20 protein-coding genes and 1 pseudogene are annotated in these 16,515 nt (G+C 61.6%); 17 read left to right on the top strand and 4 right to left on the bottom strand.

Features of this window, described 5'->3' with window-relative positions; genetic code table 11:
- Window positions 1-179: 179 nt before the first annotated feature.
- The 14 genes and pseudogenes from ccmA to HCF10_RS19300 all read left to right on the top strand — a co-directional run bounded on the left by ccmA (window position 180) and on the right by HCF10_RS19300 (window position 10,827).
- A complete protein-coding gene (gene ccmA, locus HCF10_RS19365; RefSeq protein ID WP_167656194.1) occupies window positions 180-815 on the top strand; it encodes a cytochrome c biogenesis heme-transporting ATPase CcmA in 636 nt (211 codons plus the stop codon).
- Window positions 812-1,480 (top strand): heme exporter protein CcmB, encoded by a 669-nt coding sequence (ccmB, locus tag HCF10_RS19360; RefSeq protein ID WP_057014556.1) that lies wholly within the window; start codon window positions 812-814, stop codon window positions 1,478-1,480. Before ccmA ends, ccmB begins: the two co-directional genes overlap by 4 nt.
- A 91-nt stretch (window positions 1,481-1,571) precedes the next feature.
- The gene (locus tag HCF10_RS19355; protein ID WP_131699491.1) at window positions 1,572-2,327 is read left to right on the top strand and encodes a heme ABC transporter permease; all 756 of its coding nucleotides are present in this window, start codon (window positions 1,572-1,574) and stop codon (window positions 2,325-2,327) included.
- Window positions 2,324-2,500, top strand: a complete 177-nt coding sequence (gene ccmD / locus HCF10_RS19350) for a heme exporter protein CcmD (protein WP_065924460.1) — start codon at window positions 2,324-2,326, stop codon at window positions 2,498-2,500. The genes HCF10_RS19355 and ccmD overlap by 4 nt, the downstream gene beginning before the upstream one ends.
- A complete protein-coding gene (ccmE, locus tag HCF10_RS19345; protein ID WP_027607026.1) occupies window positions 2,497-2,952 on the top strand; it encodes a cytochrome c maturation protein CcmE in 456 nt (151 codons plus the stop codon). The genes ccmD and ccmE overlap by 4 nt, the downstream gene beginning before the upstream one ends.
- Window positions 2,953-2,955: 3 nt before the next feature.
- On the top strand, window positions 2,956-4,944 hold the full coding sequence (locus HCF10_RS19340) for a heme lyase CcmF/NrfE family subunit (protein ID WP_131699490.1): 1,989 nt from the start codon (window positions 2,956-2,958) through the stop codon (window positions 4,942-4,944).
- Window positions 4,941-5,477 (top strand): DsbE family thiol:disulfide interchange protein, encoded by a 537-nt coding sequence (locus tag HCF10_RS19335; protein WP_090407195.1) that lies wholly within the window; start codon window positions 4,941-4,943, stop codon window positions 5,475-5,477. Before HCF10_RS19340 ends, HCF10_RS19335 begins: the two co-directional genes overlap by 4 nt.
- A complete protein-coding gene (locus HCF10_RS19330; RefSeq protein ID WP_053130594.1) occupies window positions 5,474-5,947 on the top strand; it encodes a cytochrome c-type biogenesis protein in 474 nt (157 codons plus the stop codon). Before HCF10_RS19335 ends, HCF10_RS19330 begins: the two co-directional genes overlap by 4 nt.
- Window positions 5,940-7,124, top strand: a complete 1,185-nt coding sequence (gene ccmI, locus HCF10_RS19325; protein ID WP_131699488.1) for a c-type cytochrome biogenesis protein CcmI — start codon at window positions 5,940-5,942, stop codon at window positions 7,122-7,124. The genes HCF10_RS19330 and ccmI overlap by 8 nt, the downstream gene beginning before the upstream one ends.
- A gap of 15 nt (window positions 7,125-7,139) precedes the next feature.
- Window positions 7,140-7,535, top strand: a complete 396-nt coding sequence (locus HCF10_RS19320) for a hypothetical protein (protein ID WP_131699487.1) — start codon at window positions 7,140-7,142, stop codon at window positions 7,533-7,535.
- 456 nt (window positions 7,536-7,991) lie between these two features.
- Window positions 7,992-8,120, top strand: coding sequence for a histidine phosphatase family protein (locus HCF10_RS19315; RefSeq protein ID WP_237683152.1), 129 nt, complete (start codon window positions 7,992-7,994; stop codon window positions 8,118-8,120).
- Window positions 8,121-8,203: 83 nt separating this feature from the next.
- Window positions 8,204-8,374 (top strand): annotated as a pseudogene (locus HCF10_RS31480) (alpha-D-ribose 1-methylphosphonate 5-triphosphate diphosphatase); the annotation flags it as partial.
- Window positions 8,374-8,946 (top strand): phosphonate metabolism protein/1,5-bisphosphokinase (PRPP-forming) PhnN, encoded by a 573-nt coding sequence (gene phnN, locus HCF10_RS19305; RefSeq protein WP_131699485.1) that lies wholly within the window; start codon window positions 8,374-8,376, stop codon window positions 8,944-8,946. The pseudogene HCF10_RS31480 and the gene phnN, both read left to right, overlap by 1 nt.
- Window positions 8,947-9,333: 387 nt before the next feature.
- Window positions 9,334-10,827 (top strand): M10 family metallopeptidase C-terminal domain-containing protein, encoded by a 1,494-nt coding sequence (locus tag HCF10_RS19300; protein ID WP_167656193.1) that lies wholly within the window; start codon window positions 9,334-9,336, stop codon window positions 10,825-10,827.
- On the opposite strand, the gene HCF10_RS19295 is transcribed toward HCF10_RS19300, so the two are convergent.
- Window positions 10,817-11,698: a LysR family transcriptional regulator gene (locus tag HCF10_RS19295; RefSeq protein ID WP_167656192.1), complete on the bottom strand. Its 882-nt coding sequence runs from the start codon at window positions 11,696-11,698 to the stop codon at window positions 10,817-10,819. The two genes, HCF10_RS19300 and HCF10_RS19295, sit on opposite strands and share 11 nt — an antisense overlap.
- Window positions 11,699-11,894: 196 nt before the next feature.
- Between HCF10_RS19295 and HCF10_RS19290 the strand changes: the two genes are divergently transcribed.
- Window positions 11,895-12,083, top strand: coding sequence for a type II toxin-antitoxin system HicA family toxin (locus HCF10_RS19290; protein ID WP_065901605.1), 189 nt, complete (start codon window positions 11,895-11,897; stop codon window positions 12,081-12,083).
- An 11-nt stretch (window positions 12,084-12,094) separates the two neighbouring features.
- A complete protein-coding gene (locus HCF10_RS19285; protein ID WP_131699482.1) occupies window positions 12,095-12,499 on the top strand; it encodes a type II toxin-antitoxin system HicB family antitoxin in 405 nt (134 codons plus the stop codon).
- A 6-nt stretch (window positions 12,500-12,505) separates the two neighbouring features.
- On the opposite strand, the gene HCF10_RS19280 is transcribed toward HCF10_RS19285, so the two are convergent.
- The gene (locus tag HCF10_RS19280; RefSeq protein ID WP_145338040.1) at window positions 12,506-13,702 is read right to left on the bottom strand and encodes an MFS transporter; all 1,197 of its coding nucleotides are present in this window, start codon (window positions 13,700-13,702) and stop codon (window positions 12,506-12,508) included.
- 176 nt (window positions 13,703-13,878) lie between these two features.
- Between HCF10_RS19280 and HCF10_RS19275 the strand changes: the two genes are divergently transcribed.
- Window positions 13,879-14,493 carry a DUF5666 domain-containing protein gene (locus HCF10_RS19275; RefSeq protein WP_131699480.1) on the top strand — a complete coding sequence of 205 codons (615 nt, stop codon included), beginning with the start codon at window positions 13,879-13,881 and terminating at the stop codon, window positions 14,491-14,493.
- A gap of 78 nt (window positions 14,494-14,571) precedes the next feature.
- On the opposite strand, the gene HCF10_RS19270 is transcribed toward HCF10_RS19275, so the two are convergent.
- Complete coding sequence (locus HCF10_RS19270; RefSeq protein WP_167656191.1) at window positions 14,572-15,576, bottom strand: sulfate ABC transporter substrate-binding protein; 1,005 nt, start codon at window positions 15,574-15,576, stop codon at window positions 14,572-14,574.
- A gap of 95 nt (window positions 15,577-15,671) precedes the next feature.
- Complete coding sequence (locus HCF10_RS19265) at window positions 15,672-16,496, bottom strand: ion transporter (protein ID WP_115488098.1); 825 nt, start codon at window positions 16,494-16,496, stop codon at window positions 15,672-15,674.
- Window positions 16,497-16,515 lie beyond the last annotated feature (19 nt).

Genomic DNA, 16,515 nt, shown 5'->3' with positions numbered 1-16,515 from the left:
AATAGCCCTCTTTAGCGTAGGGCATCGCATGTATAATGCCGCCCGTCTGCAAAGAGAGCGGTAAAAACCTCACAACTATTTGATCCAGCTCTCTAAAATCGGTCGCCAAAGCCGTTATTGTGCTTCTTTCTATAACGGCCGCTGCACCGCCGACTTGAACCGTAAAGGCCCGCGATCTCTTGACCAGCCCTCTTCTTGAAGCCGTAGCGCTCTCCTGTGAACGCGACCTGCGTCTGCTGTTCGAGCACCTCGACCTGCGTGTGGCGGGCGGCGACATGCTGCAGATCAGCGGCCCCAACGGCAGCGGCAAGACCAGTCTGCTGCGCCTGCTGGCCGGCTTGATGCAGCCCACGGCCGGTGAAGTTCGACTCAACGGCAAGCCGCTCAACGAACAACGCACTGAACTTGCGCGCAACCTGATCTGGATCGGCCACGCCGCCGGCATCAAAGATGTGCTCACCGCCGAAGAAAACCTCAGCTGGCTCAGTGCCCTGCATCATCCCGCGACCCGCGACGCCATCTGGCAGGCCCTGGCCGCCGTCGGCCTCAAGGGTTTCGAAGACGTTCCCTGTCACACCCTGTCTGCCGGCCAACAGCGCCGCGTGGCCCTGGCGCGCCTGTACCTGCCGGGCCCGCCACTGTGGATTCTCGACGAACCCTTCACCGCCCTCGACAAACAAGGTGTCACCCAATTGGAAGAACACCTGGCGCGGCACTGCGAGCAGGGCGGCCAGGTGGTGCTCACCACCCACCACACCCTGGCGCGCATGCCCTTCGGTTACCGTGACCTCGACCTGGGCCGGTGGTCGGTATGAGTGTGTTCGCCCTGTTGGTCGCCCGCGAAGCCCGGTTGCTGTGCCGTCGCCCGGCCGAATTGGCCAACCCGCTGGTGTTCTTTGCCATCGTGATCGCGCTGTTCCCGTTGGCGGTCGGCCCCGAGACTAAACTGTTGCAAACCTTGTCGCCGGGACTGGTGTGGGTCGCGGCCCTTTTGTCTGTCCTGCTCTCGCTGGACGGGCTGTTTCGCAGTGATTTCGAAGACGGTTCCCTCGAACAGTGGGTCCTTTCGTCGCACCCCCTGCCACTTCTGGTACTGGCCAAGGTGCTGGCACACTGGGCTTTTTCCGGCTTGGCACTGGTGCTGCTCTCACCGTTGCTGGCGATGATGCTAGGGTTGCCCTCCGAGTGCCTGCCGGTGTTGCTCCTTTCCTTGCTGCTCGGCACGCCAGCCTTGAGTTTGCTGGGGGCGGTGGGCGCGGCACTGACCGTCGGTTTGAAGCGTGGTGGCCTGCTATTGGCCCTGTTGATTCTGCCGTTGTACATCCCGGTACTGATCCTGGGCAGCGGCGCGTTGCAAGCCGCGCTCATGGGCATGCCGGCGACCGGTTACCTCCTGTGGCTTGGCAGCCTGACCGCCCTGGCGGTAACCCTGACACCCTTTGCTATAGCCGCCGGCCTGAAGATCAGCGTCGGCGAATAATGAGGTCTGACCCAGCGACATTGTCAGCTCTTCAACATAAGAAAGACCCTACGCTTCTCGCAATGACGAGAAGCAACCGTGAGAAACAGCAATGAACTGGACCTGGTTTCACAAGCTCGGCTCGCCCAAATGGTTCTACGGCATCAGTGGCAAACTGCTGCCTTGGTTCAGCATCGCAGCCGTGTTGCTGATCGGCATAGGCCTGGTCTGGGGCCTGGCCTTTGCGCCGCCGGACTACCAGCAAGGCAACAGCTTTCGCATCATCTACATCCACGTGCCTGCCGCGATGCTGGCCCAGTCCTGCTACGTGATGCTGGCGGTATGCGGTGTCGTCGGCCTGGTCTGGAAGATGAAACTTGCGGACGTCGCCCTGCAATGCGCCGCGCCCATCGGTGCGTGGATGACCGCCGTGGCGCTGGTCACCGGCGCGATCTGGGGCAAACCCACCTGGGGCTCGTGGTGGGTGTGGGATGCGCGACTAACGTCCATGTTGATCCTGCTGTTCCTGTACTTCGGTCTGATTGCGCTGGGCAACGCGATCAGCAATCGTGACAGCGCCGCCAAGGCCTGCGCGGTGCTGGCGATTGTCGGCGTGATCAACATCCCGATCATCAAGTACTCGGTGGAGTGGTGGAACACCCTGCACCAGGGCGCCACCTTCACCCTCACCGAAAAGCCGGCGATGCCCGTGGAAATGTGGGCGCCGCTGCTGTTGATGGTGCTGGGCTTCTACTGTTTCTTCGGCGCCGTACTGCTGATGCGCATGCGCCTCGAAGTGCTCAAGCGTGAAGCCCGCGCGAGCTGGGTCAAGGCTGAAGTGCAAACCTGCCTGGGAGTGCGTGGATGAGCTTTGCTTCTTTCAGTGATTTTCTCGCCATGGGCCACCACGGCCTGTATGTCTGGACGGCCTATGGCATCTGCCTTGCCGTGCTGGCCCTCAACGTCGTCGCGCCGATCCTGGCCCGCAAGCGTTACCTGCAACAAGAGGCGCGTCGTCTGCGCCGGGAGACCGAAAAGTGAATCCGCTGCGTAGAAAGCGTCTGTTGATCATCCTTGCCATTCTGGCCGGCGTCAGTATTGCCGTGGGCCTGGCGATGAGCGCCCTGCGGGAGAACATCAACCTGTTCTACACCCCGACCCAGATCGCCAACGGCGAAGCGCCGCTGGACACGCGCATCCGCGCCGGCGGCATGGTGGAGAAGGGCTCCCTGAAACGCTCCGGCGATTCCCTCGACGTCACCTTCGTGGTCACCGATTTCAACAAGGCCGTGACCATCACTTATCGCGGCATCCTCCCGGACCTGTTCCGCGAAGGCCAGGGCATCGTCGCCCTGGGCAAGCTCAACGCCGACGGCGTGGTGGTGGCCGATGAAGTGCTGGCCAAGCACGATGAAAAATACATGCCGCCTGAGGTGACCAAAGCCCTCAAGGACAGCGGCCAGTCCGCACCCACCCCCGCCAAGGAGGGCTAAGCCATGACGTCCGCACTGTTTATTCCGGAGCTGGGCCAGTTGGCGATGATCCTCGCCCTGTGCTTTGCCATCGTCCAGGCCGTGGTGCCGTTGCTCGGCGCCTGGCGTGGTGACCGCCTGTGGATGAGCCTGGCGCAGCCGGCCGCCTGGGGCCAGTGCGCGTTCCTGGCGTTCGCGTTTGGCTGCCTGACCTACGCCTTTATGACCGACGACTTTTCCGTCGCTTATGTGGCCAATAACTCCAACAGCGCCTTGCCCTGGTACTACAAGTTCAGCGCGGTGTGGGGCGCCCACGAAGGCTCGCTGCTGTTGTGGGCGTTGATCCTCGGGGGCTGGACCTTCGCGGTGTCGGTGTTTTCGCGCCAGTTGCCGCAAGTCATGCTCGCCCGGGTGCTGGCGGTGATGGGCATGATCAGCATCGGCTTCCTGCTGTTCCTGATCATGACCTCCAACCCGTTCACCCGCATCCTGCCGCAGATCCCGGCGAACGGTCACGACCTCAACCCGCTGCTGCAAGACATCGGCCTGATCGTGCACCCGCCGATGCTCTACATGGGCTATGTCGGTTTCTCCGTGGCCTTTGCCTTCGCCATCGCCGCCTTGCTCGGCGGGCGCCTTGATGCGGCGTGGGCGCGCTGGTCGCGGCCTTGGACCATCGTCGCCTGGGCCTTCCTCGGCATCGGCATCACCCTCGGTTCGTGGTGGGCCTACTACGAACTCGGCTGGGGCGGCTGGTGGTTCTGGGACCCGGTGGAAAACGCCTCGTTCATGCCATGGCTGGTGGGTACCGCACTGATTCACTCGTTGGCCGTCACCGAAAAACGCGGCGTGTTCAAGAGCTGGACCGTGTTGCTGGCCATCGCGGCATTTTCCCTCAGCCTGCTCGGCACCTTCCTCGTGCGTTCGGGCGTGTTGACCTCGGTGCATGCCTTCGCCTCCGACCCGGAGCGCGGCGTGTTCATCCTGATCTTCCTGCTGTTTGTGGTCGGCGGCTCCCTCACCCTGTTCGCCCTGCGCGCGCCGGTGGTCAAGAGCCAGGTCGGCTTCAACCTGTGGTCGCGGGAAACCCTGCTGCTGGGCAATAACCTGGTGTTGGTGGTGGCCGCGTCGATGATCCTGCTCGGCACCTTGTACCCCTTGGTGCTGGATGCCCTGAGCGGCGCCAAACTGTCCGTCGGCCCGCCGTACTTCAACGCGTTGTTTATCCCGTTGATGGGCCTGTTGATGGTGGTGATGGCGGTCGGCATGCTGGTGCGCTGGAAGGACACCCCGGTCAAATGGCTGGCTGGCATGTTGATGCCGGTGCTGCTCGGCAGCGTGGCCCTGGCCGTGGTCGCCGGCATTGCCTATGGCGACTTCAACTGGGCGGTGCTCGCCACCTTCCTGCTCGCCGCCTGGGTGTTGCTGGCCGGTGTGCGTGACATCTTCGACAAGACCCGCCACAAAGGCCTGGTCAAAGGCCTGCCGACCCTGACCCGCAGCTACTGGGGCATGCAGATCGCCCACATCGGCATCGCCGTGTGCGCCCTCGGCGTGGTGCTGTCCAGCCAGAACAGTGCCGAGCGCGACCTGCGCCTGGCGCCGGGCGAGTCCATGGACCTGGCCGGTTACCACTTCATCTTCGACGGCGCCAAGCACTTCGAAGGGCCGAACTTCACGTCAGACAAAGGCACCGTGCGCGTAGTCCGTAACGGTAAAGAGATCGCCGTGCTGCACCCGGAAAAACGCCTGTACACCGTACAAAGCTCGATGATGACCGAAGCCGGCATCGATGCCGGTTTCACCCGTGATCTCTATGTGGCCTTGGGTGAACCCCTGGGCGATGGCGCCTGGGCCGTGCGCGTGCATGTGAAACCGTTCGTGCGCTGGATCTGGTTCGGTGGTTTGCTCACCGGCTTTGGTGGTTTGCTCGCGGCGCTGGACCGCAGGTATAGGGTCAAGGTCAAGAGCCGGGTGCGTGAAGCGCTGGGCATGCAAGGAGCGGCGGTATGAAGCGTTGGTTGATGGTGTTGCCGCTGGCATTGTTCCTGGTGGTAGCGGTGTTTCTGTATCGCGGCTTGTACCTGGACCCGGCCGAACTGCCCTCGGCGATGATCGGCAAGCCGTTCCCCGCGTTCAGCCTGCCGACCGTGCAGGGTGACAAGACCCTGACCCAGGCCGACCTGCTTGGCAAACCGGCGCTGGTCAACGTGTGGGGCACCTGGTGCATCTCCTGCCGCGTCGAGCACCCGGTGCTGAACAAGCTGGCCGAGAAGGGCGTGGTGATCTACGGCATCAACTACAAGGACGACAATGCAGCGGCCTTGAAGTGGCTGGCGGAGTTCCACAACCCGTACCAGCTGGATATTCGTGATGAAGACGGCAACCTCGGTTTGAACCTCGGCGTGTACGGCGCCCCGGAAACCTTCTTTATCGACGCCAAAGGTGTGATCCGCGACAAATACGTCGGCGTGATCGACGAAGTGGTGTGGCGCGAGCAACTGGCCGCCAAGTACCAGGCGCTGGTCGACGAGGCCAAGCCATGAAGCGCCTGTTAGCCGCTGCCGTCCTGGCGCTGGGCTTGGCCGGGGTGGCCCACGCCGCCATCGACACTTACGAATTCGCCAAGGACGGTGACCGCGAGCGTTTCCGCGAATTGACCAAGGAGCTGCGCTGCCCCAAGTGCCAGAACCAGGACATCGCCGACTCCAACGCGCCCATCGCCGCCGACCTGCGCAAAGAAATCTTCCGCATGCTGGGGGAGGGCAAGGACAACCAGCAGATCATCGACTTCATGGTCGACCGCTACGGTGATTTCGTGCGCTACAAACCGGCCCTCACCGGCAAGACCGCGCTGCTCTGGTTCGGCCCCGCCGGGCTGCTGCTGGCCGGCGTGGTCGTCATGGCCGTGATCGTCCGCCGTCGCCGCGCCGCGCCTACCGATGGTTCCGACGCGCTATCCCCCGAAGAGCGCCAACGCCTCGACCAATTGCTGGACACCAAGACTGATGATTGATTTCTGGCTCGCAGCCGGCTTGCTGCTTCTGATTGCCCTGAGTTTCCTGTTGATCCCTGTATTGCGCGGCCGCCGTGCCCAGCGTGAAGAGGATCGCACCGCGCTGAATGTGGCGCTTTACCAAGAACGTGTGGCCGAGCTGCAAGTGCAGCAGGACGAAGGCGTGCTCAACGCCGCCCAGCTCGACACCGGCCGCGCCGAAGCCGCCCGCGAGCTGCTGGCCGACACCGAAGGCGTGGAAAAACCCCGCGAATCACGCCTGGGCAAACCGCTGCCGTTGCTCGCCGCCGTCCTCGTCCCGGTGCTTGGCCTTGGCCTGTATATGCACTTCGGCGCCAGCGACAAGGTTGAACTGACCCGCGAATTTTCCCAGCCGCCGGTGTCCATGGAAGACATGACCCAGCGCCTGGAACGCGCCGCCGCCGCCCAACCGGACTCGGCGGAAGGTTTGTACTTCCTCGGCCGCGCCTATATGGCCCAGGATCGTTCCGCCGATGCCGCCAAGGTCTTCGAACGCACCGTGGCTTTGGCCGGGCGTCAGCCGGAACTGCTGGGGCAATGGGCCCAGGCGCAGTACTTTGCCGACAATAAACAGTGGTCGCCCAAGGTCCAGGCGCTGACCGACGAAGCCTTGAAGCTCGACCCGAACGAAGTCACCAGTCTCGGCCTGCTCGGTATCGCCGCCTTCGAAGGCCAGCGTTATCAAGAGGCAATCGACTACTGGAGCCGCTTGCTGGCGCAACTGCCACCGCAAGACAATTCCCGCGTGGCGCTGCAAGGCGGCATCGACCGTGCCGCCGAGAAGCTCAAGGAAAGCGGCGGCACCGTCGCGCAAAAGGCGGTGATGAAAGTCCGCGTGGACCTGTCCGCCGAGGTCAAGGCCAAGGCCCTGCCAACCGACAGCGTATTTATCTTCGCCCGCGCGGTAAAAGGCCCGCCGGCCCCCTTGGCGGCCAAGCGCGTCACCGTTGCCGAGTTGCCCGTCACCGTCGAACTCGGCGATGCCGACGCGATGATGCCGCAGTTGAAACTGTCCAACTTCCCCGAAGTCCAACTGGTTGCGCGCATATCCCGGGCCGGTCAACCGACCACTGGCGAGTGGATCGGCCGCAGCCAACCCTTGGCCAGCACCACCACTGCACTGCAGCAGCTGACCATCGACAGTCCGGACAAGTAATTCGAGGAAACGCCTATGACCGCATTTGCACGCATCACCCTGCTCAGCCTGGTATTGGGCCTGAGCGCCTGTGCGGTCCACCGCCCACCTCCCGCGCCGACCGGCCCGACCATTCCGCCGTCAGGCCCATCAACCCAGCCAAGCACCACGCCTTCGGGCCCGGTGACCCCGCCGCCGAAGCCACTGCCGACCAAATCACCGACCTTCGCCCCACCACCGGGCGCGGCCAGCCACTGGGACGGCAAGATGCAGGTGTACGTGCTGGACGACCAGCCCGACACCTTCTACCGCCAGCGCACCTACTACCGCTGGAGCAACGGCTGGAGCCGCTCCATCAGCCCCAACGGGCCCTGGGAAGACACCGACGTGCAGGGCGTGCCGCCGGGGTTGAGCAAGCAGTACGCGCAATGACAAAAGGCGACCTTCGGGTCGCCTTTTTCATGCCTGTGAACCCCATTCTTCTAAACACTGGAGGGCAAATGTGGGAGGGGCTTGCCCCCGATAGCGGTGTTTCAGTTAATGAATGTCTGACTGACATACCTCTATCGGGAGCAAGCCCCCTCCCACAGGAGATATCCTCAGCCATCAAGCCACAGGGCACTCCCGCTGCAGTGCCGCACCCACAGCCAGCACCTGCTTGCGGCTTGAATTATCCAAGTGCTCGGCTAAGCCCTCCCACGCACAGCTCTCCATCACGTGAACACAATAATGCCGCTTGCGCGGCACTGTGCGCCATTCTAATCCAGGCGACCAAGCCTGATCGCTGATTTGATTGATCACGCGGAGCATGGGAACGATCATTATGCGATAGTCGGCAATATCATCAGGACCAGCTTAACTCCCCACCCTTCAACAAGACGGACCCTCATGAACCTCTACGTCATTCGCCACGGCGAAACGTGGATCAACGCGGAACACCGCTACCTCGGCGCACTCGACCCGGAACTGACCGAGCGGGGCAGGGAACAGGCTGTCTCGCCCTTTGAAACGCACTGAATCACCGCCACAGGTGACTTTCAAAAAACCTCACCAACCCGTCAGGGTTGAGCAAGCACTACGCCTAGCAAATATTGGAGCGGCACTTCGGTAATGTGGCCGCCGCAGGCCTGGCTGCCGAGGGATTGCTGGATATACTTTCCAGTGCGGGGAAAATCGCCATTGGCCTGCGTGCCGACCTGGTCCAAGCCAGGAGCCGCGAAGGGCTTCCTGTGGTGCAACACGTCTGGCGACAAGTGAAGAGGGTGTTTTGATGGTGGGCAGGTTGATCTATCTCATCGGGCCATCGGGTTCGGGCAAGGACAGCCTGCTGGAGGCTGCACGCCCGCGGTTGGCCGAGCGCGGTTGCCGGATTGTGCGCCGCGTGATCACGCGGTCGGCGGAAGCTGTGGGCGAGGCGGCCCAGGGCGTAAGCCCGGAGCAGTTCGCCGTGATGCAGGCCGAGGGCGCGTTTGCCCTCAGCTGGCACGCCAACGGGTTGTCTTACGGCATCCCTGAGGTCATCGACGAATGGCTGGCGACGGGGGAAGACGTGCTGGTCAACGGCTCACGCGCACACCTGGCGCAGACCCGCGAGCGCTATCCGGAGGTGTTGGTGCTGTTGCTGACGGTGGATCAAGCCGTCTTGCGCCAGCGCTTAATAGCGCGGGGCCGTGAGTCTTTGGCGGATATCGAGGCGCGCCTGGCGCGCAATGCGCGGTTTACCCAAGAGCTGATCGCCGGCAATGGCGCCGGGTTGTTCGTGTTGGATAACTCCGGCCCACTGGAACACACGGTCGAACGCTTGCTGTGTTGCCTGAGCCAGGGGCACTCGGTATGCGCCTGAGCCTGCTCGGCACCGATGACGCGCGGTGACCTGCGCTTTAGCATAAGGTCATGTCAAGCGGCGAGATTCTGACATGCTGAGAACTCGTCGGAAAAGGTTAAGTGCATGTATCTGGGGGCGGGCGGATTTTGCGTAGCCGAATCAGGACAGTTTTGTAGGATTTCGTTTTTTTCTTGATAAACCAATAAGTTTTTTTACGCGAAAGTGTGTGTTCAGTTGTTTAAATTGAAAGTGTTTTATTGCGTCTCTTAGCGCATGTTGCGCCACGTTAGAATGTTTCAGTGCGAACTAAATCAGTGCTGTTCCGAGGGTTTTCTGCATGGGAGGTTACTGCCCCGATGCTGATTGATTCGGCTCATTCACTCACTCTCAAGAGCGCACTGTCCCATGATTAACTCTGAACGTTATCCGCTAAGCTTCTCGCTTGAAAATTTACCACCTTCCGATCCCGGCCCCTTCGGTGTGGGCGCCAGTCGCAAACCCACCTTCACGACGGAGCAGGCCGGAAAGCACATCACCCGCGACAACCTGCACTTCCACGACCGTAATAGCGACAAGCGGATCGACCTCTCCTATACGGTAGACCCGACGTTCAGCGCCGCGCAGCAACGCCGTGTGCGCCAGGCGGCGCAATCCTGGGAGGACGTGGCCAACATCAGTTTCAAGGAGCGGGCCGCCGGCGCCGACGGCACGGTACATATCAAAAACAACCCTCGCGGTGACCGTGGCGTCGCCACCTCACCCACGCGCTCCACTGCCAGCACCACGGCCACGGTTGGCACCCTGCGAGAAAGTAGTTCGCCTGCGTTAGGCAGCCACTTTTCAGTGACCGCCGTGCATGAAATCGGCCACGCCATCGGCCTGCAGCATCCGGGCAACTACAACGGCGGCGGTTCTGATTACAACAGTGGCGCCGTGTATGCCGGTGATACAAAGGCACGCAGTGTGATGAGTTACTGGTCGGAGAAAAACCAGGCCGGCCACGACTTTCGGAATTCGAACCCTTCTGCCCCGATGATGGACGACATCGCTGCGGTTCAGCGGCTATATGGGGCCAATCACCAAACCCGCAACACCGACACGACCTACGGCTTCAATTCCAATACCGACCGCGAAGCCATGACCCTCACCAGCGCCAGCGATAAACCCATCTTTTGCGTCTGGGATGGCGGCGGTGACGATACCCTGGATTTTTCCGGGTTTTCCCAAAACCAGAACATCAATTTGAAGGCCGAATCGTTTTCTGATGTAGGCGGTTTGAAGGGCAATGTTTCGATCGCCAAAGGCGTTACAGTTGAAAACGCCATCGGCGGTTCCGGACGGGATGTGCTGACCGGCAATGACGCCGACAACCGGCTCAAGGGCGGGGCGGGGGCTGACACGTTGCGCGGTGGTGGTGGTGCAGACACGTTTACCTACGATAAGGCCAGTGACTCCACCTCGCAGCAGCCGGACCTTATTGAGGACTTCACCAGCGGCACCGATAAGCTCGACGTCGCGGGTGTCTTGAAAGAAGCAGGTATCGGCGCCCTGGTGTTTACTGATCGCTTCAGTGGCCGGGCAGGCGAGGCTGTGCTCAAACACGACGCCGCCACCGGTCGCTCCAGCCTGGAGATTGACCTGAAGGGCCGCGGCAATACCGATTTCATGGTCAAGAGCGTCGGCCAGATCAAACCCGGGGACGTGCTGTGGCAAGGGCAAAAGCCGCAGGTCAGGCCGCTGCCTGCCCCGACGCCACCTTCACCGTTACCTGCACCTGCGCCCTTACCGTCACCTTCACCGCCTGAGTCGAAAGCCGATGCCCTTTCGGCATTGAACGAGGTAATCGTCAAGATATTATCGACATTGCTGCAGATACTGCAGCGCGTCGTCAAGCCTTGATCAGCGCCTGCACATACTCCACAAATGCCCGCGCCTTGGCACTGGCCATACGCCCGGTGGGGAATACCGCCCATAGATCCCTGGGCGGCAATTCCCAGTCGGTCAGTACCGTCTTGACCTCGCCGCTGGCCAGCTCCGGCACGAACATCCAGGAGGACGACAGGGTGAGCCCCAGATGACTCAGCACGGCGGCGCGGACCCCTTCTGCTGCGGTGACATGCACACGGCCATGGGCGACGACGGGGTATTGGCTGTCGCCTTGGCTGAAGCGCCAGTGTGAGCCTTCAGCGCGGGTATAGATGATTGCCTGGTGTTGCATCAGGTCGGCGGGGGTGGCGGGTTCGCCGAAGCGTGCGAAGTAGGCCGGGGTGCCGAGGATGACGCAGGGCGATTCGCCAATCTTGCGCGCCGTAAGGCTTGAGTCATTCAGGTTGCCCATGCGCAGGGCGACGTCGATGCCTTCCTCCACCAGGTTGAGGCTGCGGTCATCGAGCACCACGTCCACGTTCATCCCCGGATATTGCGCCAGGAACGGCCCCAGGTGCGGAATGATGTGCAGGCGTGCGAAGGTCACCGGCGCGCTGATCCGCAGGTTCCCCGAGAGCCCGGAGCCTGCACCGCGCGCAGCCTCGTCGGCCGCGTTGGCTTCATCAATGGCGCGCTTGGCTTTATCGAAAAACGCCAGCCCTGCCTCGGTTGGCGTCAGACCCCTTGTCGAACGCATCACCAAGCGTACCGCCAGGCGTGCCTCCAATTGCGCGACGCTCTTGGACACGGCCGGTTGGCCGATGCCCAGGCGCTTGGCCGCGGCGGAGAACGAGCCGGTCTCGACAACGTGGACGAAGGTTTCCATGGCGGTGAGACGGTCCATCGGGTGTTCCTTGCTGGATTGGGCGCATCGCGATGCAGCGCGGCGTACCAGCCTAAGGGTAATGCCCATGGGGTGTCATCCGGTTGGCGGTTTTCAACATGGGGCAAAACACCCGTCAGTCAGGCTGACCCAATCTGTGCTTGAGTAAAGATAACTCTAGGGTTACTTTTATTCGGGCCAAGCCAAGGAGGCTGGGGTGCAGAGCAGGCTATTGATCAAGGAGCTGCAAGAGGCGGGTTGGGTGCTGGATCGGGTCACGGGCAGTCATCATATTTTTACCCACCGCTATAACCCGTACACGATCCCGGTGCCGCATCCGAAGAAGGATCTGCCCTTGGGCACCGTCAGAAGCATCAGGAAACGCGCCGGGCTGTTTCAGTTTTAAGGAGAGCATTCATGCAATACCCAATCTGTATCGAATGGGGCGATGACTTCACCGCCACCGGTATCCAGATCCCCGATATTCCAGGCGCAGCCACTGCCGGGGACAGTTTCGAAGAGGCGTACAACGCCGCTGTGGAAGTCGCGCACATCCTGCTGCAGGAGATCGCCGCGGAGGGTGGGATGATTCCGATGCCAACATCGGTGGCCAATCATCACACCCACGAAGACTATGTCGGGATGGGCTGGGGCATGCTGGAGCTGGACATCTCGCCCTATTTGGGCAAGACCGAGAAGGTCAATGTGACCTTGCCCGGTTATGTCATCCAGCGAATCGACCGGTATGTGCGAGAGCACAAGGTCAAAAGCCGCTCGTCATTTCTGGCGGATGCGGCTTTGGAGAAGTTGGTGCGTTCTTAAGGGCAATCAGGCTGTGGCGACGGCTCCCCGGCGCGAGGCGCTCAGGAACCGCAACAACGCCACCAGCGGAAACGCGCTGCCCACCAGCATCACACCCAGCCAGCCGCCGTGTTCGTACACGCTGCTGGCAATCGCCGAGCCGAAGGCACCGCCGATGAAGATGCTGGTCATGTACAGCGCGTTCAAACGGCTGCGGCTGTTGGCGTCAAGGGCGTAGATGGCGCGTTGACCGAGGACCATGTTCATCTGCACGCAGAAGTCCAGGACCACGCCGGTCACCGCCAGGCCGATCACGCTGTACAGCGGGTGTACAAAGGCCGGCAGGAAGCTCAACACTGCAAATACCATGGCCAGCAGCGACGCGCGGTGGGTGTGGCCGGCATCGGCCAGGCGCCCGGCGATGGGGGCGGCAATGGCGCCGATGGCACCGACCAGGGCGAAGATCGCGATCTGGGTCTGGCTCAGGCCGTGGTTGCGCACCAGTTCCAGCGGGGCGGCGGTCCAGAACAGGCTGAACGTGGCGAACATGCAGCCTTGGTAAAACGCGCGTTGGCGCAGCAGCGGTTGTTCACGCAGCAGGGTGCCCAGGGAGCGCAGCAGTTGGCCATAACTGGCACTGTGATCCGGTTGGCGCTTGGGGATGGTCAGCATCAGCACCACGCTGATCAGCGCCATCAACGCGGCTGCGGCCATGAACATCGCGCGCCAGCCAAAATGGTCAGCCACGACGCTGGACACTGGCCGTGCCAGCAGGATGCCCAGCAGCAGGCCGCCCATGATGCTGCCGACCACCCGACCCCGAGACTCGGCGGGCGCCAGGTGTGCGGCCAGCGGGATCAGGATCTGGACCGACACCGAACTGAAACCGATCAGCAACGACACCAGCAGGAACAGGTTCGGTTGTTCGGTAAAGGCCGCGCCCAACAGGCTGGCAATTGCCACCACGGTCGTGATGATCATCAACTTGCGGTTTTCCAGCAGGTCACCCAGGGGAACCAGGAAAAACAGGCCGAGGGCATAGCCGATCTGCGTCAGCGACACGATCAGGCTGGCCATCGCGGGGGTGAGGCCGACGTCCGGTGCGATCAGTTCGATGATCGGCTGGGCGTAGTAGATGTTGGCGACGATGGCGCCGCAGCAAAACGCAAACAGCATCACCATGCTCCGGGTCATGGTGCTTGTAGCGTGGGAAGTAGCGTTCATGGTGTTCTCATAAAAGCGAGGGAAAGTGAGGCGAGCCTAAAGACAACACCGTAGCCCGGGTAGGCCGCCGGCAGTGATAACACTCATGCCCGGTAATGATGAGTGAATCGTTAATTTTCTGCGCGAACGGCAATGATACAGTCAGTCCCAATTGCCGAAACAGGAAATCCATTGCAATGAAGATCACGTTGAACAAGATGCTCCTGGCTTCCACCCTTGCCGCCGCGATGGCGGTGGGGCTGGCGAATGCGGCCGAGGCGCCGCGCGTCGGTGTGCGTGGCGCCATCACGGCAGTCGACGGCGACGCCCTGCACGTCAAGGTCAACAGCGGTGAAGAAGTCACCGTGCACCTGACCCAAGCGACCCAGGTGCGCGCCGTCACCCTGGCCAAGATCGATGAAATCAAGCCTGGCAGCTACATCGGCTCGGCCGCCATGCCCAACGCCGACGGCACCCTGACGGCGCTGGAAGTGCATGTGTTCCCACCGGCCATGGCCGGCACCGGCGACGGGCATCGGGCGTTTGACCTGAAGGAAGGCAGCAGCATGACCAACGGCACTGTCGGCGACCTGGTGGTCAGCAAAGGGCGGACGTTGACCGTGAAATACAAAGGCGGCGAACAGAAGATCGTGGTGCCGGAGGATGTGCCGATCGTCAACCTGGAACCGGGGGACCGCAGCTTGCTCAAGCCGGGGGTGAAGGTGGTGTTGTTTGCGGCGCAGGGGGCGGATGGGAAAATCACTGCCCAAGCTATCTCAGCCGGCAAGGATGGCGTGACGCCGCCGATGTAACTGCAAAACACAGATCCAAATGTGGGAGGGGGCTTGCCCCCTCCCACATGTTGACCGAGTTTATTCAGTCAGGTCGGGTTACTGGCCGCTGTAGATCTGGTCGAAAACGCCACCATCATTGAAGTGGGTTTTCTGCACGGTGCGCCAGTCACCAAAGGTGTTTTCTACCGACAGGAAGTCGACTTTCGGGAAGCGGTCGGTGTACTTGGCCAGCACCTTCGGATCACGTGGGCGCAAGTAGTTATTGGCGGCGATTTCCTGGCCTTCCGGCGACCACAGGTACTTCAGGTAGTCTTCAGCCGCCACGCGGGTGCCTTTCTTCTCGACCACTTTATCCACCACCGACACCGGCGGCTCGGCTTCGGCGGAGACGCTTGGGTAGACCACTTCGAACTGGTCACGGCCGAATTCCCGCGCGATCATTTCCGCTTCGTTCTCGAAGGTCACCAGCACGTCGCCGATCTGGTTGGTCATGAACGTGGTGGTGGCGGCACGGCCACCGGTGTCCAGCACTGGCGCCTGTTTGAACAGCTTGCCGACAAAGGCCTTAGCCTTCTCCTCATCGCCGCCGTTCTTGAGCACATAACCCCAGGCCGACAGGTAGGTGTAGCGGCCGTTACCCGAGGTTTTCGGGTTGGGCACGATTACTTGCACGCCATCTTTCAACAGGTCCGGCCAGTCTTTCAGGGCTTTCGGGTTGCCCTTGCGCACGATGAACACAGTGGCCGAGGTGAACGGCGCGCTGTTGTTCGGCAGGCGGCTGACCCAGTTGTCCGGCACCAGTTTGCCGTTGTCGACCAGGGCGTTGATGTCGGTGGCCATGTTCATGGTAATCACGTCAGCCGGCAGGCCGTCGATTACCGAGCGCGCTTGTTTGCTGGAACCGCCGAAGGACATCTGCAGGGTCAGCTTGTCATTCGGGTGCTCGGCTTCCCAGTGCTTCTGGAAGGCGGTGTTGTAGTCCTTGTAGAAATCGCGCATCACGTCGTAGGAGACGTTGAGCAGAGTGACCGGGGCGGCCTGGACGACGCCCGCCAGGGCAAGGCCGGCGGCCAGGAGAGAGGCGCTTACGAGTTTTTTCACTGCTCATTCCTTGTTGTTCGGGAGAAGAGGGAGGCACATTGCCAGCGACTATAGCCGGGGGCACTTAGTCGCTTAAAGATTAAAAAGAACTTTGCTTATTCCACTTTCTTAAAAAGGGCGCTGCCACAGCGCGAACAGAACGCCGCGTTGGGCTCATGGCTGTTTTTCCTGCACACCGGGCAGTCGTGTTGCAGTTGCTCACCGCGCATGGCACTGGCCAGCTCGGCAGTAAAAATACCCGTGGGCACGGCGATGATCGAGTAACCGGTGATCATCACCAGCGACGAAATCACCTGGCCCAACGGCGTCTTGGGCACGATATCGCCAAAGCCCACGGTCGTCAGCGTCACGATCGCCCAATAGATGCCCTTGGGGATACTGGTGAAGCCGTGCTCCGGGCCTTCAATCACATACATCAAGGTGCCGAACACCGTCACCAGGGTGCACACGCTGACCAGGAACACCACGATCTTCTGCTTGCTGCCGCGCAGCGCCGCCATCAGGTAGTTGGCCTGCTTGAGGTACGGGCTGAGCTTGAGCACGCGGAAAATTCGCAGCATCCGGATGATGCGGATGATCAGCAGGTACTGCGCGTCGCTGTAATACAGCGCAAGGATGCCGGGCACGATGGCAAGCAAATCCACCAGCCCGTAAAAGCTGAAGGCGTAGCGCAACGGCTTGGGCGAGCAGTACAGGCGCAACCCGTACTCGATCAGGAAGATCAGCGTGAAGCCCCATTCAATGTAGGCCAGCACATCGGCGTAGTTCTGGTGGACCTGGTCGATGCTGTCGAGCATCACGATCACCAGACTGGCGAGGATGATCAACAGCAGGATGCCGTCAAAGCGCCGCCCGGCGACGGTGTCGCTTTGAAAAACCATGACGTAGAGCCGCTGACGCCAGTCGTTATTGCTGTCCATAAAACCCGCCTGAATCGAA

Origin of the sequence: Pseudomonas sp. B14(2022) (genome assembly GCF_012030485.1) — a bacterium.
Taxonomy (GTDB): Bacteria; Pseudomonadota; Gammaproteobacteria; order Pseudomonadales; family Pseudomonadaceae; genus Aquipseudomonas.
The sequence above is the reverse complement of the archived record's forward strand: the minus strand, read 5'-3'. Positions and strand labels throughout refer to the sequence as shown.

What these genes read in the sequence shown, in the direction of transcription:
- ccmB (WP_057014556.1), top strand. Translation starts at nt 812, where the DNA reads ATGAGTGTGTTCGCCCTGTTGGTCGCCCGCGAAGCCCGGTTGCTGTGC.
- HCF10_RS19355 (WP_131699491.1), top strand. Translation starts at nt 1,572, where the DNA reads ATGAACTGGACCTGGTTTCACAAGCTCGGCTCGCCCAAATGGTTCTAC.
- ccmD (WP_065924460.1), top strand. Translation starts at nt 2,324, where the DNA reads ATGAGCTTTGCTTCTTTCAGTGATTTTCTCGCCATGGGCCACCACGGC.
- HCF10_RS19340 (WP_131699490.1), top strand. Translation starts at nt 2,956, where the DNA reads ATGACGTCCGCACTGTTTATTCCGGAGCTGGGCCAGTTGGCGATGATC.
- HCF10_RS19335 (WP_090407195.1), top strand. Translation starts at nt 4,941, where the DNA reads ATGAAGCGTTGGTTGATGGTGTTGCCGCTGGCATTGTTCCTGGTGGTA.
- HCF10_RS19330 (WP_053130594.1), top strand. Translation starts at nt 5,474, where the DNA reads ATGAAGCGCCTGTTAGCCGCTGCCGTCCTGGCGCTGGGCTTGGCCGGG.
- ccmI (WP_131699488.1), top strand. Translation starts at nt 5,940, where the DNA reads ATGATTGATTTCTGGCTCGCAGCCGGCTTGCTGCTTCTGATTGCCCTG.
- HCF10_RS19320 (WP_131699487.1), top strand. Translation starts at nt 7,140, where the DNA reads ATGACCGCATTTGCACGCATCACCCTGCTCAGCCTGGTATTGGGCCTG.
- HCF10_RS19315 (WP_237683152.1), top strand. Translation starts at nt 7,992, where the DNA reads ATGAACCTCTACGTCATTCGCCACGGCGAAACGTGGATCAACGCGGAA.
- phnN (WP_131699485.1), top strand. Translation starts at nt 8,374, where the DNA reads ATGGTGGGCAGGTTGATCTATCTCATCGGGCCATCGGGTTCGGGCAAG.
- HCF10_RS19300 (WP_167656193.1), top strand. Translation starts at nt 9,334, where the DNA reads ATGATTAACTCTGAACGTTATCCGCTAAGCTTCTCGCTTGAAAATTTA.
- HCF10_RS19295 (WP_167656192.1), bottom strand. Translation starts at nt 11,698, where the DNA reads ATGGACCGTCTCACCGCCATGGAAACCTTCGTCCACGTTGTCGAGACC.
- HCF10_RS19285 (WP_131699482.1), top strand. Translation starts at nt 12,095, where the DNA reads ATGCAATACCCAATCTGTATCGAATGGGGCGATGACTTCACCGCCACC.
- HCF10_RS19280 (WP_145338040.1), bottom strand. Translation starts at nt 13,702, where the DNA reads ATGAACGCTACTTCCCACGCTACAAGCACCATGACCCGGAGCATGGTG.
- HCF10_RS19275 (WP_131699480.1), top strand. Translation starts at nt 13,879, where the DNA reads ATGAAGATCACGTTGAACAAGATGCTCCTGGCTTCCACCCTTGCCGCC.
- HCF10_RS19265 (WP_115488098.1), bottom strand. Translation starts at nt 16,496, where the DNA reads ATGGACAGCAATAACGACTGGCGTCAGCGGCTCTACGTCATGGTTTTT.